The 25,146-nt window shown below is 64.1% G+C and carries 28 protein-coding genes; 12 read left to right on the top strand and 16 right to left on the bottom strand.

From position 1 onward, the window contains the following. Window positions 1-39: 39 nt before the first annotated feature. From sdhA to sdhC, 3 genes are read right to left on the bottom strand one after another with little or no spacing between them, the layout of a single operon-like run. Complete coding sequence (gene sdhA / locus SAB01S_RS06940; protein WP_062732333.1) at window positions 40-1,842, bottom strand: succinate dehydrogenase flavoprotein subunit; 1,803 nt, start codon at window positions 1,840-1,842, stop codon at window positions 40-42. Then, a complete protein-coding gene (sdhD, locus tag SAB01S_RS06935; RefSeq protein ID WP_021226366.1) occupies window positions 1,842-2,231 on the bottom strand; it encodes a succinate dehydrogenase, hydrophobic membrane anchor protein in 390 nt (129 codons plus the stop codon). Before sdhD ends, sdhA begins: the two co-directional genes overlap by 1 nt. Further along, complete coding sequence (gene sdhC, locus SAB01S_RS06930; RefSeq protein ID WP_021226367.1) at window positions 2,231-2,629, bottom strand: succinate dehydrogenase, cytochrome b556 subunit; 399 nt, start codon at window positions 2,627-2,629, stop codon at window positions 2,231-2,233. The genes sdhD and sdhC overlap by 1 nt, the downstream gene beginning before the upstream one ends. 187 nt (window positions 2,630-2,816) lie before the next feature. Between sdhC and SAB01S_RS06925 the strand changes: the two genes are divergently transcribed. The 3 genes from SAB01S_RS06925 to SAB01S_RS06915 are packed head-to-tail and all read left to right on the top strand — an operon-like array spanning window position 2,817 to window position 5,927. After that, entirely contained in the window at window positions 2,817-4,151 is a 1,335-nt protein-coding gene (locus tag SAB01S_RS06925) for a methyl-accepting chemotaxis protein (RefSeq protein ID WP_174525624.1), read from the top strand. A gap of 39 nt (window positions 4,152-4,190) precedes the next feature. Next, window positions 4,191-5,192 (top strand): 50S ribosomal protein L11 methyltransferase, encoded by a 1,002-nt coding sequence (locus tag SAB01S_RS06920; RefSeq protein ID WP_062732332.1) that lies wholly within the window; start codon window positions 4,191-4,193, stop codon window positions 5,190-5,192. A gap of 18 nt (window positions 5,193-5,210) precedes the next feature. Continuing rightward, window positions 5,211-5,927, top strand: a complete 717-nt coding sequence (locus SAB01S_RS06915; RefSeq protein ID WP_062732331.1) for a dienelactone hydrolase family protein — start codon at window positions 5,211-5,213, stop codon at window positions 5,925-5,927. 18 nt (window positions 5,928-5,945) lie between these two features. Here SAB01S_RS06915 and SAB01S_RS06910 read toward each other — a convergent pair whose 3' ends face one another. Next, window positions 5,946-7,076: a M14 family metallopeptidase gene (locus SAB01S_RS06910; protein WP_062732330.1), complete on the bottom strand. Its 1,131-nt coding sequence runs from the start codon at window positions 7,074-7,076 to the stop codon at window positions 5,946-5,948. Beyond that, on the bottom strand, window positions 7,073-7,666 hold the full coding sequence (locus tag SAB01S_RS06905; protein WP_062732329.1) for a DUF4136 domain-containing protein: 594 nt from the start codon (window positions 7,664-7,666) through the stop codon (window positions 7,073-7,075). Before SAB01S_RS06905 ends, SAB01S_RS06910 begins: the two co-directional genes overlap by 4 nt. A gap of 201 nt (window positions 7,667-7,867) precedes the next feature. Between SAB01S_RS06905 and ykgO the strand changes: the two genes are divergently transcribed. Further along, window positions 7,868-7,993 carry a type B 50S ribosomal protein L36 gene (ykgO, locus tag SAB01S_RS06900; protein ID WP_004210176.1) on the top strand — a complete coding sequence of 42 codons (126 nt, stop codon included), beginning with the start codon at window positions 7,868-7,870 and terminating at the stop codon, window positions 7,991-7,993. A 143-nt stretch (window positions 7,994-8,136) separates the two neighbouring features. On the opposite strand, the gene pyk is transcribed toward ykgO, so the two are convergent. Beyond that, window positions 8,137-9,603 carry a pyruvate kinase gene (gene pyk / locus SAB01S_RS06895; protein ID WP_083951203.1) on the bottom strand — a complete coding sequence of 489 codons (1,467 nt, stop codon included), beginning with the start codon at window positions 9,601-9,603 and terminating at the stop codon, window positions 8,137-8,139. 116 nt (window positions 9,604-9,719) lie between these two features. Between pyk and SAB01S_RS06890 the strand changes: the two genes are divergently transcribed. The 4 genes from SAB01S_RS06890 (at window position 9,720) to ruvC (ending at window position 11,706) form a co-directional block, all read left to right on the top strand. Beyond that, window positions 9,720-10,019: a DUF1244 domain-containing protein gene (locus tag SAB01S_RS06890; RefSeq protein ID WP_062732380.1), complete on the top strand. Its 300-nt coding sequence runs from the start codon at window positions 9,720-9,722 to the stop codon at window positions 10,017-10,019. Window positions 10,020-10,075: 56 nt separating this feature from the next. Continuing rightward, window positions 10,076-10,318 (top strand): DUF2312 domain-containing protein, encoded by a 243-nt coding sequence (locus SAB01S_RS06885; protein WP_062732328.1) that lies wholly within the window; start codon window positions 10,076-10,078, stop codon window positions 10,316-10,318. A gap of 112 nt (window positions 10,319-10,430) precedes the next feature. Continuing rightward, the gene (locus SAB01S_RS06880) at window positions 10,431-11,174 is read left to right on the top strand and encodes a YebC/PmpR family DNA-binding transcriptional regulator (protein WP_062732327.1); all 744 of its coding nucleotides are present in this window, start codon (window positions 10,431-10,433) and stop codon (window positions 11,172-11,174) included. Window positions 11,175-11,214: 40 nt separating this feature from the next. Continuing rightward, window positions 11,215-11,706: a crossover junction endodeoxyribonuclease RuvC gene (gene ruvC, locus SAB01S_RS06875; RefSeq protein ID WP_062732326.1), complete on the top strand. Its 492-nt coding sequence runs from the start codon at window positions 11,215-11,217 to the stop codon at window positions 11,704-11,706. Window positions 11,707-11,739: 33 nt separating this feature from the next. Here ruvC and SAB01S_RS06870 read toward each other — a convergent pair whose 3' ends face one another. After that, a complete protein-coding gene (locus SAB01S_RS06870) occupies window positions 11,740-12,018 on the bottom strand; it encodes a DUF2218 domain-containing protein (RefSeq protein ID WP_062732325.1) in 279 nt (92 codons plus the stop codon). Window positions 12,019-12,021: 3 nt separating this feature from the next. Then, complete coding sequence (locus SAB01S_RS06865) at window positions 12,022-12,687, bottom strand: PadR family transcriptional regulator (RefSeq protein ID WP_062732324.1); 666 nt, start codon at window positions 12,685-12,687, stop codon at window positions 12,022-12,024. 272 nt (window positions 12,688-12,959) lie between these two features. Here SAB01S_RS06865 and SAB01S_RS06860 point away from each other — a divergent pair, with 272 nt between their 5' ends. Continuing rightward, window positions 12,960-14,216 (top strand): HD-GYP domain-containing protein, encoded by a 1,257-nt coding sequence (locus SAB01S_RS06860; protein ID WP_062732323.1) that lies wholly within the window; start codon window positions 12,960-12,962, stop codon window positions 14,214-14,216. Between the two features lie 54 nt (window positions 14,217-14,270). Here SAB01S_RS06860 and grpE read toward each other — a convergent pair whose 3' ends face one another. Genes grpE through SAB01S_RS06845 form a run of 3 tightly spaced genes read right to left on the bottom strand, consistent with a single transcriptional unit; the run spans window position 14,271 to window position 16,415 of the window. Then, the gene (gene grpE / locus SAB01S_RS06855) at window positions 14,271-14,825 is read right to left on the bottom strand and encodes a nucleotide exchange factor GrpE (RefSeq protein WP_021226380.1); all 555 of its coding nucleotides are present in this window, start codon (window positions 14,823-14,825) and stop codon (window positions 14,271-14,273) included. Continuing rightward, window positions 14,822-15,865 (bottom strand): heat-inducible transcriptional repressor HrcA, encoded by a 1,044-nt coding sequence (gene hrcA / locus SAB01S_RS06850; protein ID WP_062732322.1) that lies wholly within the window; start codon window positions 15,863-15,865, stop codon window positions 14,822-14,824. The genes grpE and hrcA overlap by 4 nt, the downstream gene beginning before the upstream one ends. A 40-nt stretch (window positions 15,866-15,905) precedes the next feature. Further along, a complete protein-coding gene (locus tag SAB01S_RS06845) occupies window positions 15,906-16,415 on the bottom strand; it encodes a DUF6438 domain-containing protein (RefSeq protein ID WP_062732321.1) in 510 nt (169 codons plus the stop codon). Between the two features lie 146 nt (window positions 16,416-16,561). On the opposite strand from SAB01S_RS06845, the gene rph reads away from it, so the two are divergent. Then, entirely contained in the window at window positions 16,562-17,278 is a 717-nt protein-coding gene (rph, locus tag SAB01S_RS06840) for a ribonuclease PH (protein ID WP_062732320.1), read from the top strand. 91 nt (window positions 17,279-17,369) lie between these two features. Further along, window positions 17,370-17,999, top strand: a complete 630-nt coding sequence (gene rdgB / locus SAB01S_RS06835; RefSeq protein WP_062732319.1) for an RdgB/HAM1 family non-canonical purine NTP pyrophosphatase — start codon at window positions 17,370-17,372, stop codon at window positions 17,997-17,999. Window positions 18,000-18,003: 4 nt separating this feature from the next. On the opposite strand, the gene SAB01S_RS06830 is transcribed toward rdgB, so the two are convergent. Continuing rightward, complete coding sequence (locus SAB01S_RS06830; protein ID WP_062732318.1) at window positions 18,004-18,810, bottom strand: hypothetical protein; 807 nt, start codon at window positions 18,808-18,810, stop codon at window positions 18,004-18,006. A 144-nt stretch (window positions 18,811-18,954) separates the two neighbouring features. Between SAB01S_RS06830 and hemW the strand changes: the two genes are divergently transcribed. After that, window positions 18,955-20,136 carry a radical SAM family heme chaperone HemW gene (gene hemW, locus SAB01S_RS06825; RefSeq protein WP_083951201.1) on the top strand — a complete coding sequence of 394 codons (1,182 nt, stop codon included), beginning with the start codon at window positions 18,955-18,957 and terminating at the stop codon, window positions 20,134-20,136. Window positions 20,137-20,145: 9 nt separating this feature from the next. Here the strand turns inward: hemW and SAB01S_RS06820 are convergent, their stop codons facing one another. The 4 genes from SAB01S_RS06820 to lpdA form a co-directional block, all read right to left on the bottom strand. Beyond that, the gene (locus SAB01S_RS06820; protein ID WP_062732378.1) at window positions 20,146-20,664 is read right to left on the bottom strand and encodes a tetratricopeptide repeat protein; all 519 of its coding nucleotides are present in this window, start codon (window positions 20,662-20,664) and stop codon (window positions 20,146-20,148) included. Between the two features lie 92 nt (window positions 20,665-20,756). Then, on the bottom strand, window positions 20,757-21,932 hold the full coding sequence (locus tag SAB01S_RS06815; protein ID WP_062732316.1) for an RsmB/NOP family class I SAM-dependent RNA methyltransferase: 1,176 nt from the start codon (window positions 21,930-21,932) through the stop codon (window positions 20,757-20,759). A 46-nt stretch (window positions 21,933-21,978) separates the two neighbouring features. Continuing rightward, on the bottom strand, window positions 21,979-23,436 hold the full coding sequence (guaB, locus tag SAB01S_RS06810; RefSeq protein WP_062732315.1) for an IMP dehydrogenase: 1,458 nt from the start codon (window positions 23,434-23,436) through the stop codon (window positions 21,979-21,981). Window positions 23,437-23,636: 200 nt separating this feature from the next. Then, on the bottom strand, window positions 23,637-25,037 hold the full coding sequence (lpdA, locus tag SAB01S_RS06805; protein WP_062732314.1) for a dihydrolipoyl dehydrogenase: 1,401 nt from the start codon (window positions 25,035-25,037) through the stop codon (window positions 23,637-23,639). Window positions 25,038-25,146: the final 109 nt, after the last annotated feature.

Below are 25,146 nucleotides of genomic sequence, written 5' to 3'. Positions count from 1 at the left end.
GCCGGCCCGCCCTTTTGCTTCGACCTGTCTTCGCGGTCTTTAGTAAACCCGCGCCTTGGGCTTGATATAATCCGCTTCGTCGGTGAGCGTGTAGTCGTGGACCGGACGATAATCGAGGCTAACCTTGCCGCCCTGACCACCCCAGCCGTCGAACCAGCTGATCGTGTGCTTCATCCAGTTTTCATCGTCGCGGTTGGGGAAATCCTCATGCGCATGCGCGCCACGGCTTTCCTTGCGGTTTTCCGCGCTGACCATGGTGCAGACCGCCGACGACATCAGATTGTCGAGTTCCAGCGTCTCGATGAGGTCGGTGTTCCAGATCAGCGAGCGGTCGGCGACGGACACGTCCTCCATCCGCTTGTTGACCTGCGCCATTTTCTGGACGCCTTCGGCCAGCAATTCGCTGTCGCGGAACACGGCGGCATGCTTCTGCATGGTGTGCTGCATTTCCAGACGGATCGCGGCGGTGGGCGATCCGCCCTTGGCATTGCGATATGTGTCGAGGCGCGACAGCGCGAGGTCGGCCGCATCCTTGGGCAACGGCTTGTGGCTGCCATTGGGCTTCAATGTGTCCTTGAGGTGCAGGCCGGTCGCGCGGCCGAACACGACAAGGTCAATGAGGCTGTTGGAGCCGAGGCGGTTCGCGCCATGCACCGACACGCAGGCCGCCTCGCCGACGGCATAGAGGCCGGGCACCACGACTTCGGGATCGTCGCCGACCTTCGTCACGACTTGGCCATGATAGTTACAGGGGATGCCGCCCATATTGTAGTGCACGGTCGGCGTCACCGGCAGCGGCTGGCGGGTGAGGTCGACGCCCGCGAAAATCTTGCCGCTTTCGGTGATGCCCGGCAGGCGTTCGGCCAGCACCTTGGGGTCGATATGATCGAGGTGCAGGAAGATATGGTCCTTGTTGGGACCAACGCCGCGCCCTTCACGCATTTCCATCGCCATGGAGCGCGACACGACGTCGCGGCTCGCCAGGTCCTTGGCCGACGGGGCATAGCGTTCCATGAAACGCTCGCCTTCGCTGTTGGTCAGGTAACCGCCCTCGCCGCGCGCGCCTTCGGTGATGAGCACGCCCGCGCCGTAGATGCCGGTCGGGTGGAACTGCACGAACTCCAGATCCTGGAGCGGCAGGCCGGCGCGCAGCACCATGCCGCCGCCATCGCCGGTGCAGCTATGCGCCGACGTGGCCGAGAAATAGGCGCGGCCATAGCCGCCCGTCGCCAGCACGACCGCATGCGCGCGGAAACGGTGGATGGAGCCATCCTCCATGCAAATGGCGATGACACCCCGGCATTCGCCATTTTCCATGATCAGGTCGATGGCGAAATATTCGATGTAGAAGTCCGCGTCATATTTCAGCGACTGCTGATACAGCGCGTGCAGCATGGCGTGGCCGGTGCGGTCGGCCGCGGCGCAGGTGCGCTGCACCGGCGGGCCTTCGCCCATATTCTGCATATGGCCGCCGAAGGGACGCTGGTAGATCGTCCCATTCTCGTTGCGGCTGAACGGCACGCCGGCATGTTCCAGCTCGATGACCGCGGCAGGCGCTTCGCGCACCATATATTCGATCGCGTCCTGGTCACCCAGCCAGTCAGACCCCTTGACGGTGTCGTACATGTGCCAGGTCCAGTGGTCCGGGCTGTTGTTGCCAAGGCTCGCCGCGATGCCGCCTTGCGCCGCGACCGTGTGGCTGCGGGTCGGGAACAACTTGGTGATGCAGGCGGTCTTCAGGCCCGCTTCGGCGCTGCCCATGGTGGCGCGCAGGCCCGAACCGCCCGCGCCGACCACCACAGTGTCATAGGTGTGATCGATGATCTTATAGGCTTCGGTCATTATTCGGCAGTCCCCGTGAAGGCGATCTTGGCGATGGCGAAGATGCCGGCGGCCGCGCCGCCAATGGCATAGAAGTTGAGGAGCAGGATGCAGAGGAAATTGAGGCCCTTGTCATGGACATAATCCTCCAGCATCACCTGCATGCCCAAGCGCAGGTGCCAGAAAATGCTGACCAGCATCAGCATCATCGGCACCGCGACCAGCGGGTTCGCGATCCAGCCGACCACACTGTCATAATCCAGGCCCGGCAGGCTGATGAGGCTGAACAGCAGCCACAGCACCAGCAACAGATTGCCGACGGCGGTATAGCGCTGTGCCAGCCAGTGATGCGCGCCTTCCTTGGCGGAGCCGAGACCGCGAACGCGGCCGATACCAGTGCCCGTGCCCATCAGAACGCCTTTCCAAAGAAGATATAGGACCAGAAGAGGATGGTCAGGACCGCGCCAGCCAGGAACACGCCGATCGACCAGCTCTTGTTGGTGCGCAGTTCATAACCCGCCCCCATGTCGAGGACGAAATGCCGCAAGCCGGAGCAAAGATGCTGAAAGAAGAACCAGCTAAGCCCGATCATCACCAGATAGCCGATGGGGGATGTCGCGCAATTGACGAAGGTCGCATAGGCTTCCGGGCCGATCGCGGCGGCCATCAGCCACCAGACCAGGCCCAGCGCGCCGACCGTAGCGAGGCCATTGCCCGTCACGCGGTGCATGATGGAAACGGCCATGTGCGGGCCCCATTTCCAGATCGTCAAATGCGGCGAGAGCGGCCGGCTGGTGGTTCGCGCCATGTCTACCCTTGTCCCTGATCTTGTGCTCGAGTCCCGTCCCCTTAAGAGCGAAGCGCGACAAGGGCAAGCCGCGCCAGCGCGCGAAAGCCTGCACTTTGGGGGCGGTCTGTCATAAGAAGTGATTAACCAAAGGCGGCTAAGAGTGATGCCAGTTCATCCTTCACCAGACCAGCAAGGGCACTCATCCATGCCGTCGACCGTATCTGCTGCTACCCTGAACCCCGAACTGATGGCGGAAATCGACGCCAGCGGTGACGTGGCGCGCGCCGCGCAGGAAATCGGCCAGCTGATCGAGGCGGACATACCCAAGGTCGGTGCGGCCTTTTTCACCTCCTACATGCGCGACACCGGGCTGGATCAGCGACTGGGCAGCACGATCGTGGAGCGGATCCGGACCGAAGCGCGGCACTATGTCGAACAGAAGCTGCTGCATTTTCAGCAGGGCGACTGGGCGCGATCGGCCGCCAACTGCGTGCGCCATGCGCGCAAGCATGACGTGTCGGTTCGGGCGGTCATCACCGCAGTCGCCAGCGCCAACGAAACCATCCTGGATCTCCTGTGGGAGCGGTGCGCCGACGATCCGGCTCGCGCGCGCCGGTTGCAGCGGGCGATGTTGCAGATTGCGATGCTCGATTCGGGCGTCATGAGCAATGTGCTGGCCAATGATCAGGCCGAAGCGCAGAAATCCGAACGGCAACGCTATGGCCTGTTGTTCGAACAGCGGATCATGGGCGAAATCGACGGCGCGACGAAGCTGGGCGAATCGCTGCGCGAACAGGCCAAGGACGCGTCGGCCGCGACCCGTGGCATGCTCGGCAAGGCGTCGGAAGTCGCCGCCGCCGCCGAACAATCGGCGCTGGCGATGCGCGAAGCCGCGCGCACTTCCGCTGGCCTCATCCGCGCGATCGAGGACGCACGCACGGAGGTCGAGGGCGCCGCCGACGTGGCGCAGCGCGCCGCACGACAATCGGGCGACGCGGTCAGCATGTCGGCCACTTTGTCCGAACATGCCAAGTCGATCGAATCGATCCTGGGCCTCATCCGCGACATCGCCGGCCAGACCAACCTCCTGGCGCTCAACGCCACCATCGAAGCGGCGCGCGCCGGGGACGCCGGGCGCGGTTTTGCGGTCGTGGCGCAGGAGGTCAAGAGCCTCGCCAACCAGACCGCGCGCGCGACCGACGAGATCGCGAGCAAGATCGCCGACATCCAGAATTCGACGCGCCAGTCGGTCGAAACCAACGAGCGTATCCGCGACACGGTCGGCGAGGTTCAGGCCAGCGCCGATCGCATCCGTCACGCCATGGACGCGCAGGCGCAGACGGTGACGATGATCACCGCAGCGGTCGATGAAACCGCGCTCGCCGCCGACTCCATGTCCAGCACCATTTCGGCGATCCGCCAGGATACGGAAATCGTCGCCTCGGAAATTGACCAGCTGGAACGCGGCTTCATGAGCGTGGAGGGCAAATTGGCCGGGCTGCGCAATGCGTCGTCCGACTTTGGGCGGCAGGTCGCCTGACGCTTCCCCTGCCTTGGTTGCTGGAGTAAGGCCGGCGGCATGAATGATGCCGCCGCCGCGCCAGCCGGGCAAAGCTGGAAAGTCACCCTGCCCTGCACCCGCGCCGAAGCCGAGGCACTGGACGGCGACATCGCCGCCTTCGCCCTGATGGACCGCCCGCCGGTGCTGATGACCAGCGAGGCCAGCCCTGACGACGAGGATCAGTGGCAGCTGGACGCCTATTTCGAAGGCAAGCCCAGCGCCGCCGCCGTCAAGCTGCTGCAGACGCTGGTGCCCAGCGCCAGCCGGACCAAGCCGGTGATAGAGCAGCTGCCCGATGAGGATTGGGTGACGATCAGCCAGCAGGGGCTGGAGGCCGTCACCGCCGGCCGCTTCCACGTCCGCAATCTGGCCAGCGATCCCGAAGCACCGGGCCATGTCAATCTGCTGATCGAGGCCAGCCGCGCCTTTGGCACCGGCCAGCATGAAACCACCGCCGGATGCCTCGCCATGCTGGACCGGATGCGGCGGGTGGGCATGCGATACCGCAATGTCGCCGACATCGGCACCGGCACGGGGCTGCTTGCCTTCGCCGCGCTGAACCTCTGGCCGCGCGCCCATGCCATCGCTTCGGATATCGACCCGGTCGCGGTGGAAATCAGCGCCGACAATGCCCGCGCCAATGGCGTCATACTGGGCAGCGGCGCCGGGCAATTGGCGCTGGTGACGGCAGCCGGGGCGGATCATGCCGCGATCATCGGCCGCGCGCCCTATGACCTGCTCATCGCCAACATACTGGCAGGCCCGCTGATCGAACTTGCACCTTCCTTATGCGCCTTGGTCGAAGATGGCGGCACGATCGTTCTGGCAGGACTGCTGAACGGCCAGGCTGATGCTGTCCTGGCGGCCTATCGCGCGCAGGGCATGCGCCTCGCCGAGCGCAGCGACCGTGGCGACTGGCCGACATTGCGGCTGCGTAAGCGGCCCCGTATCGGCTGGAAGAGGCCGCAACGACTGCGAGCGAACGCGCGCGGCGAAGCCCCCGGTTTTGGCAGCATTTAGGCCCTCAAGGAGACGATCATGACAATCCTGCGCGAACCGCTGGTTAACCAGATTGACGGAGAGCCGTTCGAGCATATGGTCGTCGCCGATGCCAAGGCCGATCCGCGCCCGGGCATTCTGCTCTTTCCCAATGTACTGGGCACCAAGGAAGCGGATGTCGCCTATGCGCATAAACTGGCGGAGCTTGGCTACAGCCTGCTGGTGGTCGACCTGTATGGACAGGGCAAGCGCACCAGCCGGGCCGAGCCGGATGCGGCTCGCTACATGAATGCGCTGCGGGCCGACCGCGCCGTGCTGCGCGACCGGCTCAATGCGGCGCATATGGAGCTCAAGGGCCTGGACGTGGTGGACGCGGGCCGGACGGCGGCGATCGGCTTCTGCTTCGGCGGCCTGTGCGTCCTCGACCTGGCGCGCAGCGGCGCGGACATTGCCGGCGGGGTCAGCTTCCATGGCGTCTACGACCCGCCGCCCTTCCCCAATGCCGCCATTAGCGCAAAACTGCTCGTCTGCCATGGCTGGGACGATCCGATCGCCCCGCCCGATGCAACTGTGGGGCTTGCCCGTGAACTGACGGAAGCCGGATGCGACTGGCAGATCCATGCTTATGGCCAGACCGGGCATGCCTTCACAGACGAATCGGCCAACATGCCGGACAAGGGCCTGGCCTATAGCCCCGCCGCAGACCGGCGGAGCTTCCAGGCGATGACGAATTTCCTGTCGGAGCTGTTCGACTGACGCGCCAACGCGCATCCGTCACAGATCGTCGATCATCTCCGCCAGCACGGCCAGGCAATCCTTGGCCAATTGCATCGACCGGGCCGGCGACCAGCCATAATCGGCATCGGGCAGGTCGTCATTGTCCTTGAACGGCATTTCCAGCGTCATGGCGACCGCCCCGAACCGCTCGGCCACCTGATTGGTGGACATGGATAGATTGGCCTTGCCCGCACCGGCCACCGGATAGCCTAGCCGCGTCTGAAAATCGGGCGTGCGCTGCGCCAACGTGTCACGATAGCGATGATAAAGCTGCGACTGGCGCTCGGTGATGGAGGGAATGCCGTCAAAGCCCGCGATGAAAACGGCGGGTATCGCCTCGTCGCCATGAACGTCCATCGCGAAATGGACGCCGCTTTCATCCATGGCGTTGCGCACCAGCAGCACCTCCGGGCTTCGCTCCGCGCTGGGTTCGTGCCATTCGCGGTTGAGGTTGACGCCCGCCGCATTGGTGCGCAGATGCCCGCGGCGGCTGCCGTCTGGATTCATGTTCGGGACAAGATGGATCGTCGCCTTCTGCCGCAACAGGCGCGCGACGGCATCTTCTTCGTCGCACAATCGTTCCAGTGCGCCTTCCATCCACCATTGCGCCATGGTTTCACCCGGATGCTGGCGGGCATAGAGCCAGACCTGCTTGGGACCATCGCCCAGCGTCAGCATATCCATCGGTTGCCCGTCCAGCGTCAGCCCCAATTCACGGTGAACGACGCCCGGCTGCCCCGCCGCCCAGGCGATCAGGTCATGATGGCGCTCCATCGAATAGGGCGCGAAATAGGCTATCCACACGGCATTGCTATCGGGCGTCAGGCGGATGGTAAGCGTGCCGTCGGCATATCTGGTGTCGGCAAGAAACCAGTTTTCGCGATCCTCGCTGACGCGGGCGCTATAGCCGGACCAACCATCGGGATAGGCCGACCGCGCGCCATTGACGATGGCCAGTTCCACATCCTGCCCAGCCGCGTTGGCCAGGCGGAAATGAAACCATTGGTAGAAATCGCTCTGGTGATCGGTGACGATCTCCAGTTCGGCGCGCGGGCCTGACGCTGTGTCGGTGATGGAAAGGACGCGAATGTTGCCGCTATCGAAAGCGCTGGAAATGCTGATGCTCATTTGACCGTTATAGTGCGGCCGGATTCACCGGGATAGCCCCTGATCAATGCACTGGCGAGCTTCTGCGCGGCGGCGGCAGGTTGCGCTTCGGGCGAACCCTGTTTGCCTTCGGTGTAGGCGCGCCCTTCCCAGATGGTTGTCGAATCGGAACGCCGACGCAATTGCACCTGCAGTTCGGTCGTCACGATATCCTTGGGCTTGCCGGACAGGTTGATGCCCACGCCCAGCCCCAGGCCGGAATAGCCGCCGCTGCCGATTCCGCCGCCGACGCCAACCGACACAGGACGGCCGCTGCGGTCTACGCCGCCCGGCCGGAAGCTGCGGCGAAAGTTGACGAGCGCGACATAATCGCTGCTGGCACCGGCCGGAACGGGCGAGAATCCGACCTGCGCGAACTGCTGCTGCACCGACGCGGCATAGGCGCGAAATTCCAGGCTGACGTCGGGATTACCCGGCATTTCCTCGACCGCGATCGTGCCGGATCGCGCCGGATTGTCGATGTGAAAACGCGTCACCTCCACTGGCGGTACGGTCGCGCAGGCTGCAAGTGGCAGCGCCAGGATGACGGCGATCAGGGGACGCTTCGACATGACTTCACTCCAACGGGCATTTGCCGGATAGACGGCGCGAGGGGTATAATCCCCTCCCAACGCGTGAAGGCACGAAGTTGCTGCATGGGCGATGAACAGGGGTAAAAATGGGCGTATCGCGCTTGACTTTGCGCCTTGCGGCCCATAGGGGCTGCGCTTCGAAATTCAGACCGAAACCAGATTCATCGAAGGCCGATTGCCATGAAGATCCGCAACTCGCTCAAGTCGCTCAAGGGCCGCCACCGGGATAACCGCGTGATCCGTCGTCGCGGCCGCACCTATGTCATCAACAAGACCAACCGTCGTTTCAAGGCTCGCCAAGGCTGAACGACGACCGCCGCTTCGTCAAGGAAGCAGCGTAGCCAAATATGAAAGGCGCCCGGTCGATGACCGGGCGCCTTTTCGCGTAGGCAAAGCGTATGGCAAGGTCGGCCCGGCAAGAGGGATTCCCTCTCGCCGAACCCCGCGCCTCAGAACGATGGCGATTCGTCACGCCCCTTAAGCTCGTCGCCGCGAATGGCTGCGACATGCAGAACATTGGTCGATCCCGGCGTGCCAAAGGGAACGCCCGCCAGAACGACGATCTTGCCGCCTTTTTCAGACATGCCATGGCGCAGAGCCATGCGCCGGGCCTTGCCGATCATCTCCTCGAAATTGCCGATATCCTTGGTGCGGACGGCGTGGACGCCCCAGGTCAGGCCCAGCTTGCGCGCCGTGTCCGATCGCGGCGTCAGCGCCAGGATGGATGCCGATGGTCGTTCGCGTGCGACCCGGCGCACGGTGCTGCCCGATGAGGTGAAGCAGGTGATGGCGCTCGCGCCCATGACCGACACGATGCTGCTCGCCGCTTCCGCCAGCGCATCGGCCGTCGTCGGATCGGGCCGCGTCTCGGTGAAATGCAGCCGCGCCAGATAGCCCGGATCGCGCTCGACGCTATGGGCGATGCTGTCCATCATCGTCACCGCTTCGACCGGCCAGTCGCCCGCTGCCGTTTCGGCCGACAACATGATCGCGTCCGCGCCGTCATAGACTGCGGTGGCGACGTCGGAAACTTCGGCGCGGGTCGGCGATGGCGACTTGATCATCGATTCGAGCATCTGGGTCGCGACGACCACCGGCCGCCCCAGCATGCGCGCGGTGGCGACGATCTGCTTCTGCAGCGGCGGCACGGCCTGGGGCGGCAATTCGACACCCAAGTCGCCGCGCGCCACCATCACGCCATCGGCCAGTTCGATAATCTCCTCCAGCCGCTGCACGGCGGAGGGCTTTTCGATCTTGGCCATCAGCGCGCCATGACCGCCCATCAGCTTGCGCGCTTCGGCCAGATCCTCCGGCCGCTGCACGAAGCTGAGCGCGATCCAGTCGCAGCCTTGCTCCACTGCAAAGCTGAGGTCGCGGCGGTCCTTGTCCGTCAGCGCGGGCACCGGCACGACGACGTCGGGCACATTGACGCCCTTGCGATTGGACAGGGTGCCGCCGACTTCGACGATCGTGTCGATGCGATCGTCGCTGACCGCCTTCACCCGCAGGACCAGCTTGCCATCATCGAGCAGCAGCCGCGTCTCCGGGACCAAGGCCGCATAGATTTCGGGATGCGGCAGATTGACGCGGCGCGCGTCGCCGGGCGTTTCGTCCCGGTCGAGGATGAAGGTCGCGCCCTTTTCCAGGATCGCGAGCCCCTTTTCGAAGGTGCCGACGCGCAGCTTTGGCCCCTGAAGATCGCCCAGGATGGTGGTCGGCCGGTTGAATTCCTTTTCCAGCGCGCGGATCGCGGCGATGCGGGCCGCATGATCCTCATGCGCGCCATGGCTCATATTGATGCGGAAGGCGTCGGCCCCGGCGACGAACAGTGCCCGGATCATTTCGGGCGTATCGCTCGCGGGGCCAAGGGTCGCCAGAATGCGCACCTTTCGCGAGCGGGGCGGTAACTTAGTCATGTCTTCTCCTGACCGTCATGATCGCGCCGGGCCTGACCCTTGGCCTTGCCAGCGCGTCGTTATGGGTTATCCGTGCTGCACGACAGGATGATGTAGTTTCAGCGAAAGGATCGCCGATGGCCGACACCATACTCACCGATGCGGTTGCCGCAACCGCCTTCCGTCGCTTGGTTGCGCATTTGCAGCATCGGACCGACGTACAGAATATCGACCTGATGGGGACGGCGGGCTTCTGCCGCAACTGCCTGGCCGACTGGGTGGCGCAGGCGCATGGCGACCTGACCCGCGATCAGGCGCGCGAGATCATCCACGGCATGCCCTTTGACCAGTGGAAGGCGCAGCATCAGACCGACGCGACGCCCGACCAGATCGCAAAGATGCAGGAGAGTGTGGCGAAGAACGCCGACACCCATTAGAGGCGGGCGCCAATCCGATTCTATCGGCCGATTCACACTCACATACGGAGAACCCCATGAGCGAGGGCAACGTCGCCGCCGACCAGCTACGCCTTTTCATCGAGCGCATCGAGCGGCTGGAAGAGGAAAAGAAAGGCATCGGCGACGACATCAAGGATGTCTATCTGGAGGCGAAGGCCAACGGATATGACAGCAAGATCATGCGCCAGATCATCCGCCTGCGGAAGATGCAGCCGCACGATCGGCAGGAAATGGAAGCCATTCTCCAGACCTATCTGGCCGCGCTCGGCATGGAATGACGTGTCGATTGGCGTTGGTGCTTGACGGCGCGAGCGCCTGCGACATTGCAGGATTGGGGCGCGATCGTTAGAGAGCGCGCTTTGGATCACAGATAATATCGGGAGAAAGGCCGTGGCCGGCCATTCCAAATTCAAGAACATCATGCATCGCAAGGGCGCGCAGGACAAGAAACGGTCCTCGATGTTCTCCAAGCTGAGCCGCGAGATCACCGTCGCGGCCAAGATGGGCATGCCCGACCCGGACATGAACCCGCGTCTGCGCCTGGCCGTCAACGCCGCCAAGGCCCAGTCCATGCCCAAGGACAATATTCAGCGCGCGATCGACAAGGCGTCGGGCGGCGACATGGAGAATTACGAGGAAGTGCGCTACGAGGGCTATGGCCCCGGCGGCGTCGCCATCATCGTCGAGGCGCTGACCGACAACCGCAATCGCACCGCGACCAACGTCCGCACCGCTTTCTCCAAAAATGGCGGCAACCTCGGCGCATCGGGCGCGGTAAGCCACGGCTTTGAACGGCTTGGCCTCATCACCTATCCTGCCAGCGCGGGCGATGCCGACGCGGTGTTCGAAGCCGCACTGGAAGCGGGCGCGGACGATGTGTCCTCCAACGAGGACGAGCATGAAATCTGGACCGCGATGGACGCGCTGCATGAAGTCGCCAAGGCGCTGGAAGCGAAGCTGGGCGAAGCGGACAGCGCCAAGCTCGCCTGGCGGCCCACGACCACCGTCGAAGTCGATGAAAGCAATGCCGGCACGCTGATGAAGCTTGTCGACACGCTGGAAGATGACGACGACGTCCAGACCGTCTGGGGCAATTATGAAGTGTCGGATGACGTAATGGAGAAGCTGGGCTGAGACGCCCGGCTACCGTCCTTATCCGACCACTTCTGACATCATGATCCTGCTCGGCCTTGATCCCGGCCTGGGCACCACGGGATGGGGCCTGATCGCGGCTGACGGCAATCGCCTCACCCATATCGGCAATGGTCAGATCAAGACCGATGCCGATATGGCGCTGGCGACCCGATTGCTGGCGATCGACCTGGCGCTGACCGACCTGATTCTGGAGCACCGTCCCGACGGCGCGGCGGTCGAGGAAGTGTTCGTCAACGTCAATCCGCAATCGACGTTAAAGCTTGGCCAGGCGCGCGGCGTGGTCCTGCTCGCCGCATCGCGATCGGGCATGGAGGTGGGGGAATATGCCGCACGGCTGGTCAAGAAGTCGGTCGTGGGTGTAGGCAATGCATCCAAGGATCAGGTCCATGCGATGGTGCAACGGCTATTGCCCGGCGCCAAGATCGCAGGACCCGATGCAGCCGATGCGCTGGCCGTCGCCATCACCCACGCCCATCATCTGGCGAGCGGGCGGCGGATTCCCAAGGGATGAGGCATGGGCGGAGCAACGGCCCCGCCCCAGTTTTTATTGCCATTTGAAAGGCAGCGGCGCTTCGCGGAAGGCGAAACGGTCGAGATGATCGGCGACGACCTGCTTGAAGCGGTCGACATCGGCATCGGGATTGGGCGCCAAGGACACGAGCAGTGCTTCAGGCTGCGCTTCCATGTGGATCGATCCCATCGGAAAGGCGATATCGCCCTTTTCCGCGTCAAACTGAACCTCGAACTTGTGGCTCCAATGTTTGCACAGTTGCTGAAGATAGAGGCTGGCGCTGGTGGTGGGGACAGTTGCGGTAATGGTCATGGGTCAGAGCCTTTCGATCTTGCTGGCGGCTTCGTCGATCAGGGCGGCGACATCGAACATGGTCTGATTGTCGGCCCCTTCCTTTTCCAGTCGTTGCTGGATGGCAAAACGCAGATTGTGCATGGCGCGGCGAACGGGCGCCGGGTCGACGCGCTCGGCCTTTCGAGCCAGATGGGCCAGCCGCTCCATCGCCCGATCCAGCGCAGCCCTATCTTCCGCAATCTTGGCGCGGCCAGCGTCGGTGATGGCAAAGCGCTTGCGGCTGCCCTCGCTCGGTTGCTCCGAAATAAGCTCCATGTCAGACAGCAGGGTCAGCGTCGGGTAGACGACCCCAGGACTGGGCGCATAGACCTCGCCCGACAGCGCCTCGATCGCACGGATTAGTTCATAACCGTGGCGCGGTTCGTCGGCGATCAGCTTGAGCAGGATCAGCCGCAGCGCGTCATTGTCGAACAGGCGGCGGCCACGGCCGCCACGGCCGCCACGGCCGCCACGGCCGCCACGGCCGCCGCCGCGCGGGCTGTCATCGCCGAAGGGATCAGGGCCAAACGCGTCGCCGCCGAACCCTCCGCGCGCGGCGCTAAGTCCAGCAGCGAAAGCGACAGCTGCGCGAGGATGATGGAAACCGCCGCCATGACGGCGGTGAGAGTGGGATGTTGGAAAACGCATCAAGAACCTTTCATGTTTCCAGATATTCTAAGATATATCTCGATACATGTCATGGTCAAGATTGCATTGCAAATTTGCCAGCGCAAGGTCGTTCTGGCTGGGTCATTAAAGAAATTTTGATCGGTCATGCGCCAAGATAAGAGGGAGGGGGGAGAGATGATTATTGTTTGCGCAGCCCCATGGATGGCGGATGATGCGTGGGATACGCCACCCGTTCGCGCGTTGATTAGATTTATCCCCGCGCGCCATAATTCGCATCGGAGCCGTCGCTGATGCGCAAATCCATCCGGCGCGACCAGCTGCGGCTCGGCATGTTCATCCACAGTTTCAAAGGATCCTGGTTCAAGCATCCCTTCTGGCGGGCGCGTTTCCTGCTGGAGAATGACGAGGACCTGGCGACCGTACTGGATAGCGAAATCGAGCAGTTGATCATCGACACCGACAGGGGCGTCGATGTGGAGGAGCGCCAAGCGTCCGCCCCGCCCCGGTCTGGTTCAGCACCTGTGCCCGAGCGTTCAGAAAAAGCGCCGCAGCGCGTGCTCGCGACGCCGTTTCGGCAGTACGACGGCCATGAAGTGGCGCGGATCGAAGCGACGCGTGTCACGAATCGGTCGAAAAAGGTGATGCGCGAGATTTTCGATTCGGCGCGGCTCGGCAAGGCGGTGCAATGCGCGTCGGTGACGGCCGTAGTCGCGGACGTCACCAACATGATCGAGAAGAATCGCCAGGCTTTCCTAAAGGTGCTGCGCCTCAAGTCGAAGGACGAATACACCTATCTCCATTCGGTCGCCGTATGTGCGTTGATGATTAACCTCGGCAGGCAGCTGAAGCTGGACGAGGCCGCCATCGCGGACCTTGGCACGGCCGGCCTGTTGCACGACATCGGCAAGATGCTGGTGCCAGCCGATGTGCTGAACAAGCCCGGCCGGCTGACGGCTGAGGAGTTCGCGATCATCCAGACCCATGCCGAACGCGGGTCACAGCTGCTGGAGGAGATCGGCGCCGTGCCCGCCCTGGCGCAGGACGTATGCCGTCATCATCATGAGAAGATGGACGGGACCGGCTATCCATCGCGTCTGCCCGGCGCGCAGATCAGCCTGGCGGCGCGCATGGGCGCGATTTGTGACGTCTATGACGCGCTTACATCCAATCGCATTTACAAGGAGGCTTGGACCCCAGTCGAGGCGATCACCCGGATGCGGAACTGGGAGGGGCATTTCGACCCTGCCCTGATGTTCCGCTTCATGCAGAGCATCGACACCTTTCCCGTAGGCATGGTCGTGCGGCTGCGATCGAACCGGCTGGGGGTGGTGCTGGACAATGGCCGGCGCGCATCGCGGCCCAAGGTGCTCGCCTTCTATTCGACTCGCGACCAGGAATGGATCGACAAGGACATCGTCGTCATCGGCGAAAGCCTGTCCCGCGACGCAATCCTGGAGGAGGTCGATCCGGCCCATTGGGGTATCGAACGCGCTGCGATCGATCGGATAATGGAGGCGGAAGCGCCTCGGCCCAAGCTGGCGGGTTGAGTCGCCGACGACAAAAGGGCCTCCCCTAACCTGCGAAATGGAAGACCCATCGCGTCAGTCAGGCTTTTTGGCGACGCTGACCATAGCCGGGCGCAGCAGGCGATCCTTGATCATATAGCCCGCCTGCATTTCGACGAGGATGGTGCCAGGCTCCGCATCAGCAGAGGGTACTTCCATCATCGCCTGATGCTTGTTGGGATCGAGCGGCTGGCCCACGGATTCCAGCTTGGTGATGCCATTGCGGCCGAACACGCTTTCAAGCTCGCGTCCAGTCGCTTCCAGGCCGACGACCAGACCCTTGAACTTTTCATCTTCGCGCAGGTCGGCGGGAATGGCCGCAAGGGCGCGGGTCAGGTTATCGGCCACCGACAGCATGTCGCGGGCAAAGGCCGTGGCGGCATAGGCGCGCGCGTCCGCCAGTTCCTTTTCGAGCCGGCGCCGCACATTCTGCGTGTCGGCATGGGCGTAGAGAATATCCTGCTTGGCGGTCGCCAGCTCCGCTTCCAGCGCGGCGATGCGATCGGCCGTGGCGTCGCCGGCAGGCGCGCCGTCTTCGGGCAGGGCATCGACGACTTCGGTATTTTCCAAATTCTGATTATCTTCGCTCATCTCATCAATCTCGATAGCGTCTGTGCAGTGAAGTCCACCATGGGGATCACCCGCGCATAGTTCAAGCGCGTGGGGCCGATCACGCCGACCACGCCGACGACCCGGCCATCCGCGCCGCGATAGGGTGCGGCTATGACGGAAGACCCCGACAGGGAAAAGAGCTTGTTTTCCGAACCGATGAAGATTTTGGTCGCGCTGCCGGCCAGCGCGCCGCGCAGCAGGTCCATGATTTCCTGCTTGCCTTCCAACTGCTCCAGCAATTGGCGCGCACGCTCCAGGTCGGCGGCGGTGCTTTCATCGAGCAAGCGGGACTGGCCGCGTACGATCAGCACCGGACGATCGTCGGCGTCGTGCGACCAGGTGGCGATACCCCGCTCTACCAGATCCCGCGCCGCGCGGTCGAGCGCACCGCGCTCCGCCTCCATCTCGCGACTAAGCGCATCGCCTGCCTCGCGCAGGGTGAGGCCGACGAAACGCGCGGACATGAAATTGGCGGCTTCGTTGAGCATGACCGGGCTGACGCCTTCGGGCAAGTCGAGCACCCGGTTTTCCACCGACCCATCCTGTCCGACCAGCACAGCGAGCGCCTGACGGGCGTTCAGCGGCACAAAGCCGAACTGGCGCAGCACCGGTTCGCGTTTCGGCACCATGACGATGCCCGCGCAGGCGGACAGGCCGCTCAAGGTCGCAGTGGCGGCGGACAAGGCCTCTTCGATTGGGCCGTTTTCCGTGATGCCCGCCTCGATCGCGCGGCGTTCCTCGATGGAGGGCTCGGCCGCCTGCATCATGCCATCGACGAACAGGCGAAGACCTGTCTCGGTGGGCATCCGCCCGGCCGAAGTGTGCGGCGCGGCGAGCAGCCCCAATTCCTCCAGATCCTGCATGACATTGCGGATGGAGGCCGGCGACAGGCTCAAGGACGCCATCTTGCTGATCGTACGCGATCCAACGGGCAGGCCCGTGCCGAGATAGCTTTCCACCACCAGGCGAAAAACATCGCGCGCGCGATCATTCAATTCAGGGATCGGGATGACCGACATGACCCTTATCTAAGCAAGGCGGTAGCGTCGCTCAAGATCGTCACGGCGTTACCGCGCGCGGATTGAGCATGCGTTCCACGTCCAATATTTTGGGCACGGACGCGATGGCGACGCGCAACTTGCCATAGCGCGCGTCCATGCAGCCCGACTGGAATTCCAATTCCGTCGATTCTTGGCCAGGCCGACTCCACTCGACCTTATAGGCTGGCAGGTCGGTGGCGAAGGTATCGCAATTTTCACCATGGGCGATGCGCTGCGTCGTGCCGGTCGCGGGGCGATGCGGCGCAAGCGTGGAAACCAGCCGGCGATATTGCGCGCTGGACAAAGTGAAGCGGGTCGCGCCGGGGACCGAGGTATTCCGCTCCGGCTCCAGCAGGCCCGACCCATCGGGCGACACTTGGACGGTATAGGTCGGGCACGCGCCGAAACAGCGACCGGCGGTGAAGCGGATCACATCGCCGGGTGTCTTTGGCGGTTCCAGCCCTTCCCTCTCCATCGTGCAGCCCGCCAACAGAATCAGACCGGCGGCCATCATGTTTTTCGTCGTCATGCCCCCTCATATCGTCCAAATGACGCGCTGGACACTGGCAAGTCGCGCTGTCGGGCGCTAAGCGGCGCTGCAAGTGCGCTTTCTGGCGCATCGGCGGCGTCGCCCCGGCTGGGCGCGCCGACCTGATCCTAGCAAGGAGATTATCTATGCGTCCTTCCGGCCGCGCACCCGACCAGATGCGCGACATCACCATGGAGCCAGGCTTCACCATCCATGCCGAAGGCAGCTGCCTCGTCAGCTTCGGCGATACGCGCGTGCTGTGCACCGCGTCGGTCGAGGAAAAGGTGCCGCCCTTCCTGCGTGGCAAGGGTTCGGGCTGGGTCACGGCCGAATATGGCATGCTGCCCCGCGCCACCCATACGCGCGGCAGCCGTGAGGCGGCCAAGGGCAAGCAGTCGGGGCGGACGCAGGAAATCCAGCGCCTGATCGGCCGATCGCTGCGCACCGTGGTTGACCTCAAGGCACTGGGCGAACGGCAGATCGTGGTCGATTGCGACGTGATCCAGGCCGATGGCGGCACGCGCACTGCAGCGATTTCGGGCAGCTGGGTCGCGCTGCGCATCGCGGTGGACAAGCTGCTGGCCAGCGGCGCGCTGAGCCAGGACCCGATCATCCAGAAGGTCGCGGCCATCAGCTGTGGCATCTACAATGGCACGCCGGTGCTGGACCTCGACTATGCCGAGGACAGCAATGCCGAAACCGACGCGAACCTGATCCTGACCGGTGACGGCAAGTTTGCCGAAGTACAGGCGACGGCCGAAGGCGCGGCCTATGACGAGGAAGAACTGCTCCGCCTGCTCCGGCTTGCCCGCATCGGCTGCGCCAAGATCTTCGCGGCACAGGACGCGGCCACGGGGCGGTAAGCGCGTTCCCACGTTCGGTTCGAGCCTGTCGAGAACCAATGTCTTATACCGCTTCTCGACAAGCTCGAAGTGAACGGAGATAGTAAAATTCATGAGCGACGATTTCGGACAGGAACAGGCGATCCGCAAACTTGCCTCCGGCAAGCTGGTGATCGCCAGCCATAATGCGGGCAAGGTCCGGGAGATTGCGGCGCTGCTCGGCCTCTATGGCATTGAACCGATTTCCGCTGGAAGCCTGGACCTGCCCGAACCGGAGGAGACCGGCACCACCTTTATCGCCAATGCCGAGCTGAAGGCCATGCAGGCGGCGGACCTCTCCGGCCTGCCCGCTCTCGCCGACGACAGTGGCCTGTGCGTCGAGGCACTGGGCGGCGACCCGGGGCTGTTTTCGGCGCGCTGGGCTGGACCAGACAAGGATTTTGGCCTTGCTATGAAAAAGGTCTGGGACGGGATCGAGGCCAAGGGGCCGGAGGCGGGGCATGACGCGCATTTCGTTTGCGCACTGGCACTCGCCTGGCCGGACGGTCATGTCGAAGCGTTCGAGGGCCGGGTCGATGGCACGATCATCTGGCCGCCGCGCGGAGACAAGGGCTTTGGCTATGACCCGATGTTCCAGCCCCACGGGTATGACATCAGCTTTGGCGAAATGGACCCGGACGCCAAGCACGCCATGAGCCACCGCGCCCATGCCTTCGCCCAACTGGTGAAGGCAGTGTTCTAACGCCTCATTGCGTGGCCTTAAGGCGCGCGGAATCGATATGCCAGCGTCGCTGATCGGCGCTCGAGCCATCGATATCATTGACGCGGCGCACCACATAACTGCCAGCGAAACGCTGATGAGAGCCATCAGCCGAGACGGCCTCCACCTGCACGGGAACGGTTTGATAGACCGAGCCCGCGCCTGCATCCCCGGGCGTGAGGCGGCCAACCGTCACCTGTGTCGATCGCGTGTCGGCAAAGCCTGCGCGAAAACGATCCAGCGTCTGGTTGGGGGGGCCATCATTGCCCCATTGCCGCCAGGCGGTATCATAATCTCGGGCGTTCAGGGCGGCGTAATAGCGTTTGACGACGTCCGCGGCCGCCTCCATGGATTTTGGATCAGGACCGCAGCCGTCCATCGGCTCGCCCTTCCCGTCAAACAGGGCGCAACTGCGCGCGATTTCATCCTGCATGATGGCGCAGCTATTGGCGACGTTGCACGGCGGCCGAGTAGCGGGCGACACATTGCGGCAGATCTTCGCCAGTCGATCCGCCGCAGCCCCGCCGATGTCGGCCGCGCAGGATAAAAGTGTGCGATCTGCCGATGCAGCCGAAGTGATGGGAGACGATGCGGCTTTGGCCGATGCCGGATCGGGCGAGGCGTCCGGCACAGGCGCGCCGCCGCCCGCCGACACGACCCCCGCGTCCACCGGGTCGGATGCGGCGTTATCTGGTCCCCTCGCCTGCGGATCGCCGGGCGCGCTGCATCCCGCCAAGGTGATTGCCATCACGACCAGAAGGGTTTGGGACGGACGCATCGCGGATCGGACCATGACTGACTCTCCTTTGTCGCGATCAATGCGCGCGCCGCCAATAAGGTTCGGTTGGCAGGTGCGATGGTGGCAAAGGCAGGATAGGCCGAACGGAAGCAGGCCCACGCTGGCATTGACGGGTCTTCCCGGTTAAGGGCGGCGGCAATGCCCGACACCCAATTTCCTTCCCCTGTCGTCTCCCCAACGACCGAGCCCTTGGCTCTCTACATCCACTGGCCCTTCTGCGTGTCAAAATGCCCTTATTGCGACTTCAACAGCCATGTGCGCGAGGGCGTTGATGTCGATGCCTGGCGCGGGGCGCTGCTGGCGGATATGGCGCATGAGGCGGCGCTGACCGGCGAGCGTGCGCTGACGTCGATCTTCTTTGGCGGCGGGACGCCATCGCTGATGCCGCCCGCTCTGGTCGCCGACCTGATCTCGGGCGCGGACCGCCACTGGGGCCTGGCGCCCGACATTGAGATCACGTTGGAGGCCAATCCTAACTCGGTCGAAGCGGCGCGCTTTGCCGATCTGGCAGCCACCGGCGTGAACCGCGCTTCCCTGGGGCTTCAGGCGCTCGATAATCAGGCTCTGCATTTTCTGGGCCGCGCGCATGATGTCGACGAAGGGCTGGCCGCGCTCGCAACCGCGCAGCGCGTGTTCGATCGGGTGAGCTTTGACCTCATCTATGCGCGGCCGGGCCAGAGCGAGGCGGATTGGGAGGCAGAGCTGACGCGTGCGCTGGGCTATGGCACCGGGCATTTGTCGCTCTATCAGCTGACGATCGAGCCGGGCACGCGCTTTGCGACGCTGGTGGCGCAGGGCAAGCTCACTCCGGCCGACCCGGACCATGGCGCGACCCTCTATGAGCTGACCCAGGCGATGACGGGCGCGGCGGGCATTCCGGCCTATGAAATCAGCAATCATGCCCGACCCGGGCAGGAAAGCCGGCACAACCTCACCTATTGGCGCTATGGCGACTATGCCGGCATCGGCCCGGGTGCGCATGGCCGGCGGACCGGCCAGGCGACGGTGCGCCACAAGAAGCCGGAAAACTGGATGAACGCCGTCGCGCGTAACGGCCATGGCGCACAGAACGAAGACCCGCTGGCGGGCGAGGATCGGGCGCGCGAGGCGCTGCTGATGGGGCTGCGGCTGCGCGAAGGCGTCGACCTTGACCGCATCGTGGCACTGTCGGGAATTGCGCGCTCGCGGCTGATGGATGACCGGGCGATGGCGCGACTGATCGGCCTGGGGCTGATCGACCGACAGGACAGCCGGATACAGGTCACGCCCGCCGGCATGTTGCTGCTGGATGCGATCCTGCCGGAGATCGTGACGGTCTGACCCGCCTGATCAGGGCTGTTCGGTCGTATTTGCCTCGGGCGAGGGCACTGCATCCTTGCTGGTCATGGCGACGGCAGGCGGCCCCTTCTGGATGGCGGCGGCCAAGTCCCCGACGGGTGCGCAATCGGCCTTGCAGAGCTTTTGCGCCTGCGCCAGCACTTCCTTGGCGCGTGCGACCGCACCCTTTTCCATCATCGCCTCGCCTTGCCCCGCGAGGGCAACGACATCGGTCGGGTCGAGCAATAAGGCTTCCTTGTACAGCCGGATCGCCTTGCCCTGCAGCCCCTGCGCCCGTGCGACTTCAGCAAGTGCGACATAAGCAGCGCGGTTGCGCGGATCGACCGCCAGCGCGCTCTCCAGCGCGTCGGTCGCCCCTTCCAGATTGCCAGCCTTGCGCGCCGCCTCTCCCGCTTTCTGCCACTCGATCGACTGAGGACTGATCTGGTTGTCCGGCCGTTGGCTGAAGCCCACGCTGGACACAGTGGTCAGCAGGGCGGCAAGCGCGATCGAGGCGGGGGTGAAACGCATTATCTTCTCCAGCCATGTTTCAGGCGATGATTGCAGGCTCTGGTCCAAGGGCCAAGTGTCGCGAACTTGCACGGCTTTGTCCATGGGATGATTTATGCCGATCGGCGAAGCCGCGCGAAGAAGAAGCCGTCACTGCCATCATGCCCAGGCGTCAGCAGTACGCCCCCGCCATGCGCCCGCCCGACCGGCACGTCGATCGGTTCGGCGATCCAGCCTTCATGACGAGCCAGAAATGCCGCCACCTGATCGCGTCCCTCGCGATCGACCAGCGCGCAGGTGGCGTAGATCAGCAGCCCGCCCGGCCGCACCAGCGGCGCAGCAAAATCGAGGATACGCGCCTGTTCCGCCACCAGCCGCTCCAGCCGCGCCGAGGTCAGCCGCCAGCGCGCCTCGGGATTGCGCCGCCAAGTTCCGGTGCCCGAACAGGGCGCATCCACCAGCACCACATCCGCCTGCCCCTGCAAATGCGCAAGCCCGCGTGCCTCATGCGTTTGATCGAGCAGCACTGTGTCGATGAATGTCACACCAGCGCGCTGCGCCCTGGGTTCCAGCCGCGCCAGGCGCGATCGGATGGTGTCGGCGGCGATCAGCCTGCCCTGCCCCGCCATCGCAGCGGCCAGCGCCAGCGTCTTGCCGCCTGCCCCGGCGCACAGATCAAGGACGGTCATGCCGGGCCGGGCGTCGCACGCCGCCGCAATCCACTGGCTGCCGGCATCCTGCACTTCGACACGGCCGTCCTTCCACGCTGGATGCTGCTCGACCGGCGAGCCTTCGGGCAGGCGCAGCGCGTCGGGCAGTCCGGGAATGGCCGTGGCGTCGGGGAATAGAGGCGCGACCTGAACGGGCGCGGCCTTGAGGCGATTGACGCGCAGGTCGACCGGGGCGCGGCCCAGCAGCGCGTCCTGCTCGACCGGCGCGGCGAGCAATGGCTGGAGCCAGCCGGGAACGGCGCTCGCAGGCGCGCCCGGTTCGCCAGGCTCGATCGGCAGCGGGGCATGTGTCGATCCATCGAACAGGACTGCAAGGGCCGGCTGGTCCTGCGCCAGGCCGATCATCGCCGCACGGCCCGACTCCGGCCGTTCGGCCGCGCGGCGGATCGCGTCATAAACATGGTCGCGCACGGCGCGGCGATCACGCGACCCGGCATAACGCCGTTCCTTGAAATAGCGGGCGATCAGCGTATCGGCGGCCGGACCGCCATCGCGCGCGGAGGCGATGATCGCGTCCAGCAGGTCCATTGCGGCCCGTACGCGGGCGGACGGGGTCACAGGTGCCTGGCCTTTCCCTTGAGGTTGGCCGTCGGCCTTTCAGCCATCAGCGCGTCGGATAATTGGGGGCTTCGCGGGTGATTGTGACGTCATGGACATGGCTTTCCGACAGCCCTGCATTAGTGATCTGCACGAAGCGGGCACGCTGCTGCAAATCCTTGATCGTGCGGCTGCCGGTATAGCCCATCGCCGCCTTGACGCCGCCAACCAGCTGGTGGATCACATCCTTCGCCGGCCCCTTGAACGGCACCTGGCCTTCAATTCCTTCGGGCACCAGCTTCATCTGGTCCTTGATGTCCGCTTGGAAATAGCGGTCGGCGCTGCCGCGCGCCATGGCGCCGACGCTGCCCATGCCGCGATAGCTTTTATAGGCGCGCCCCTGATAGAGGAAGGTTTCGCCCGGCGCTTCGGCCGTGCCAGCGAGCAGCGATCCCACCATGACACAGCCCGCCCCCGCCGCCAACGCCTTGGCGACGTCACCGGACGTGCGCAGTCCGCCGTCGGCGATCACCGGAACGCCGTGCCTGGCGGCCTCCTCCGCCGAGTCCATGACGGCCGTGAGTTGGGGCACGCCGACCCCGGCGACGACGCGGGTGGTGCAGATGGAGCCGGGACCAATGCCGACCTTCACGCAATCCGCACCCGCGCCAATCAGCGCCTTGGTCGCTTCGGCTGTGGCGACATTGCCGGCGACCACCTGAACATGGTTGGACAGTTTCTTTACCGCTTCGACGGCGGCCGACACCTGCTTGCTGTGACCATGCGCGGTGTCGATGACGATGAGGTCGCACTCCGCGTCGATCAGCGCCTTGCTGCGCTCCAGCCCCGTGTCCCCGACGGTCGAGGCGGCGGCGACGCGCAGGCGGCCCGAACCATCCTTCGTCGCCTGCGGATAGGTCACGGCCTTTTCGATATCCTTGACGGTGATGAGGCCCACGCAATGATAGGCCTCATCCACGACGAGCAGCTTTTCGATCCGGCGCTGGTGCAGCAACCGTTGCGCCTCATCCTGGCTGACGCCCGCCTTGACCGTGGCGAGATTGTCCTTGGTCATGAGTTCGCTCACCGGCTGCGCGGGATTTTCGGCGAAGCGCACATCGCGATGGGTCAGAATGCCGACCAGCTTGCCCGAATTCTCGACCACCGGAATGCCGCTGATCTTGTGCCGCTGCATCAGCATCTGCGCGTCGGCCAGCGTGGCGGTCGGCAGGATGGTGATGGGATTGACGACCATGCCGCTTTCGAACCGCTTGACCGCGCGGACAGCATCCGCCTGCTCCTCGACCGTCAGATTGCGGTGCAGCACGCCGATGCCGCCCAGTTGCGCCATGACGATCGCCATGTCGGCTTCCGTCACGGTGTCCATGGCCGACGAGAGGATCGGGATATTGAGCTTGATGCCGCGCGTGACCTGCGTGCTGGTATCGGCCTGGCTGGGCAACACATCGGACTCGGCGGGCTGCAACAGCACGTCGTCAAAGGTGAGGCCAAGGCGGATGTCCATTTGAAAGCCACTTTCTGCTGGGGGACGGCGGGCGCGTCCCATTGGGATTCGTGGCGGCCCATGTAACCACTTCCCCTTTGAACGGCCAGACCCTTTGGCAGATTATTGCACTGCAAAAGGCACGGGTGCCTCGCCATGGGCAAAAAGAAAAGGCCCCCGGATGGAGGCCTTTTCGCTTGGTCGACGGGATGTAGGACCGATTACATGTGGATCGGCTTGCCAGTGACGGCCATAGCCGCTTCCTTGATGGCCTCGCTGTGCGTGGGATGCGCATGGCAGGTATAGGCAATGTCTTCGCTCGACGCGCCGAACTCCATCGCCTGGGCGACCTGCGCGATCATCGTGCCGGCGGGCACCGCGATGATCCATACGCCCAGAACCTTGTCGGTTTCGGCATCGGCGATGATCTTCACAAAGCCTTCAGGCTCATGATTGGTCTTTGCGCGGCTGTTTGCCATCATCGGGAATTTGCCGACCTTGACCGCGCCCTTCTCCTTGGCTGCTTCCTCGGTCAGACCCACGCCGGCGATTTCCGGCTTGGTGTAGACAACCGACGGGATGAGGTCATGGTTCACGATGCCGGTCAGGCCCGCGATATTTTCGGCCACGGCAATGCCTTCGTCCTCGGCCTTGTGCGCCAGCATGGGACCGGGAATGACGTCGCCGATCGCCCACACGCCGGGCACCTTGGTCGCGAAGTCATGATCGGTTTCGATCTGGCCGCGCTGGTTGACCTCCAACCCGATCTTGTCGAGGCCAAGGCCCTCCGTATTGGGCCGACGACCGATGGACACAAGGACGACATCGGCCTCGACCGTTTCCGCGTCGCCGCCCGCAGCCGGTTCAACGGTCAGCTTGACGCCATCGCCGACGACTTCCGCCCCCGTGACCTTCGTGCCGAGCTTATAGTCGAAGCCCTGCTTCTTGAAAATCTTGTTGGCTTCCTTGCGGACTTCGCCGTCCATGCCGGGCAGGATCTGGTCGAGATATTCGACCACCGTCACCTTGGCGCCCAGGCGGCGCCACACGCTGCCCATTTCCAGGCCGATGACACCGCCGCCCACGACCACCAGATGACCGGGCACCTTGTCCAGTTCCAGCGCGCCGGTGGAATCAACAATCTTGCCGCCAGCATTATCGATCGTCACGCCGGGCAGCGGCGTGACCGACGAACCGGTGGCGATCACGATATTCTTCGCCGTCACCTTTTCGCCGCCGACTTCGACGCTGTTCGCGCCGGTGAAGGTGGCAAGCCCCTTGAGCCAGGTGACCTTGTTCTTCTTGAACAGGAATTCGATGCCGCCGGTCAGCCCCTTGACCGCGTCGGTACGCTGCCCCTGCATGGTGGGCAGGTCCAGGCTCATCGCGTCGATCTTGACGCCCAGCTTGGCGAGCATGCCGTTGGCTGCCTCGTCATAGAGCTCGGATGCGTGCAGCATCGCCTTGGACGGAATGCAGCCGACATTGAGGCACGTGCCGCCCAGTGTTTCCCGGCTTTCAGCGCACGCCGTCTTGAGCCCGAGCTGCGCCGCACGGATCGCCGCGACATAGCCGCCCGGCCCGGCGCCGATCACCAGAACGTCATAATCGAACTCTGCCATACCAATCTCCGTTCGCCCTCGGAGCGAGCCGCATGTCTCGCTCCAACCTGTCGAAGGGCATTACTTATTCTTTTGTTCTTCTGAAACAGAAAGAACGGGGCTTCGACAG

Source organism: Sphingobium abikonense NBRC 16140 (genome assembly GCF_001598335.1).
Lineage (GTDB): Bacteria > Pseudomonadota > Alphaproteobacteria > Sphingomonadales > Sphingomonadaceae > Sphingobium > Sphingobium abikonense.
The sequence above is the reverse complement of the archived record's forward strand: the minus strand, read 5'-3'. Positions and strand labels throughout refer to the sequence as shown.

Coding starts and splice junctions, on each gene's coding strand:
- sdhA (WP_062732333.1), bottom strand. CDS start 1,842: ATGACCGAAGCCTATAAGATCATCGATCACACCTATGACACTGTGGTG.
- sdhD (WP_021226366.1), bottom strand. CDS start 2,231: ATGGGCACGGGCACTGGTATCGGCCGCGTTCGCGGTCTCGGCTCCGCC.
- sdhC (WP_021226367.1), bottom strand. CDS start 2,629: ATGGCGCGAACCACCAGCCGGCCGCTCTCGCCGCATTTGACGATCTGG.
- SAB01S_RS06925 (WP_174525624.1), top strand. CDS start 2,817: ATGCCGTCGACCGTATCTGCTGCTACCCTGAACCCCGAACTGATGGCG.
- SAB01S_RS06920 (WP_062732332.1), top strand. CDS start 4,191: ATGAATGATGCCGCCGCCGCGCCAGCCGGGCAAAGCTGGAAAGTCACC.
- SAB01S_RS06915 (WP_062732331.1), top strand. CDS start 5,211: ATGACAATCCTGCGCGAACCGCTGGTTAACCAGATTGACGGAGAGCCG.
- SAB01S_RS06910 (WP_062732330.1), bottom strand. CDS start 7,076: ATGAGCATCAGCATTTCCAGCGCTTTCGATAGCGGCAACATTCGCGTC.
- SAB01S_RS06905 (WP_062732329.1), bottom strand. CDS start 7,666: ATGTCGAAGCGTCCCCTGATCGCCGTCATCCTGGCGCTGCCACTTGCA.
- ykgO (WP_004210176.1), top strand. CDS start 7,868: ATGAAGATCCGCAACTCGCTCAAGTCGCTCAAGGGCCGCCACCGGGAT.
- pyk (WP_083951203.1), bottom strand. CDS start 9,603: ATGACTAAGTTACCGCCCCGCTCGCGAAAGGTGCGCATTCTGGCGACC.
- SAB01S_RS06890 (WP_062732380.1), top strand. CDS start 9,720: ATGGCCGACACCATACTCACCGATGCGGTTGCCGCAACCGCCTTCCGT.
- SAB01S_RS06885 (WP_062732328.1), top strand. CDS start 10,076: ATGAGCGAGGGCAACGTCGCCGCCGACCAGCTACGCCTTTTCATCGAG.
- ruvC (WP_062732326.1), top strand. CDS start 11,215: ATGATCCTGCTCGGCCTTGATCCCGGCCTGGGCACCACGGGATGGGGC.
- SAB01S_RS06870 (WP_062732325.1), bottom strand. CDS start 12,018: ATGACCATTACCGCAACTGTCCCCACCACCAGCGCCAGCCTCTATCTT.
- SAB01S_RS06865 (WP_062732324.1), bottom strand. CDS start 12,687: ATGCGTTTTCCAACATCCCACTCTCACCGCCGTCATGGCGGCGGTTTC.
- SAB01S_RS06860 (WP_062732323.1), top strand. CDS start 12,960: ATGCGCAAATCCATCCGGCGCGACCAGCTGCGGCTCGGCATGTTCATC.
- grpE (WP_021226380.1), bottom strand. CDS start 14,825: ATGAGCGAAGATAATCAGAATTTGGAAAATACCGAAGTCGTCGATGCC.
- hrcA (WP_062732322.1), bottom strand. CDS start 15,865: ATGTCGGTCATCCCGATCCCTGAATTGAATGATCGCGCGCGCGATGTT.
- SAB01S_RS06845 (WP_062732321.1), bottom strand. CDS start 16,415: ATGACGACGAAAAACATGATGGCCGCCGGTCTGATTCTGTTGGCGGGC.
- rph (WP_062732320.1), top strand. CDS start 16,562: ATGCGTCCTTCCGGCCGCGCACCCGACCAGATGCGCGACATCACCATG.
- rdgB (WP_062732319.1), top strand. CDS start 17,370: ATGAGCGACGATTTCGGACAGGAACAGGCGATCCGCAAACTTGCCTCC.
- SAB01S_RS06830 (WP_062732318.1), bottom strand. CDS start 18,810: ATGGTCCGATCCGCGATGCGTCCGTCCCAAACCCTTCTGGTCGTGATG.
- hemW (WP_083951201.1), top strand. CDS start 18,955: ATGCCCGACACCCAATTTCCTTCCCCTGTCGTCTCCCCAACGACCGAG.
- SAB01S_RS06820 (WP_062732378.1), bottom strand. CDS start 20,664: ATGCGTTTCACCCCCGCCTCGATCGCGCTTGCCGCCCTGCTGACCACT.
- guaB (WP_062732315.1), bottom strand. CDS start 23,436: ATGGACATCCGCCTTGGCCTCACCTTTGACGACGTGCTGTTGCAGCCC.
- lpdA (WP_062732314.1), bottom strand. CDS start 25,037: ATGGCAGAGTTCGATTATGACGTTCTGGTGATCGGCGCCGGGCCGGGC.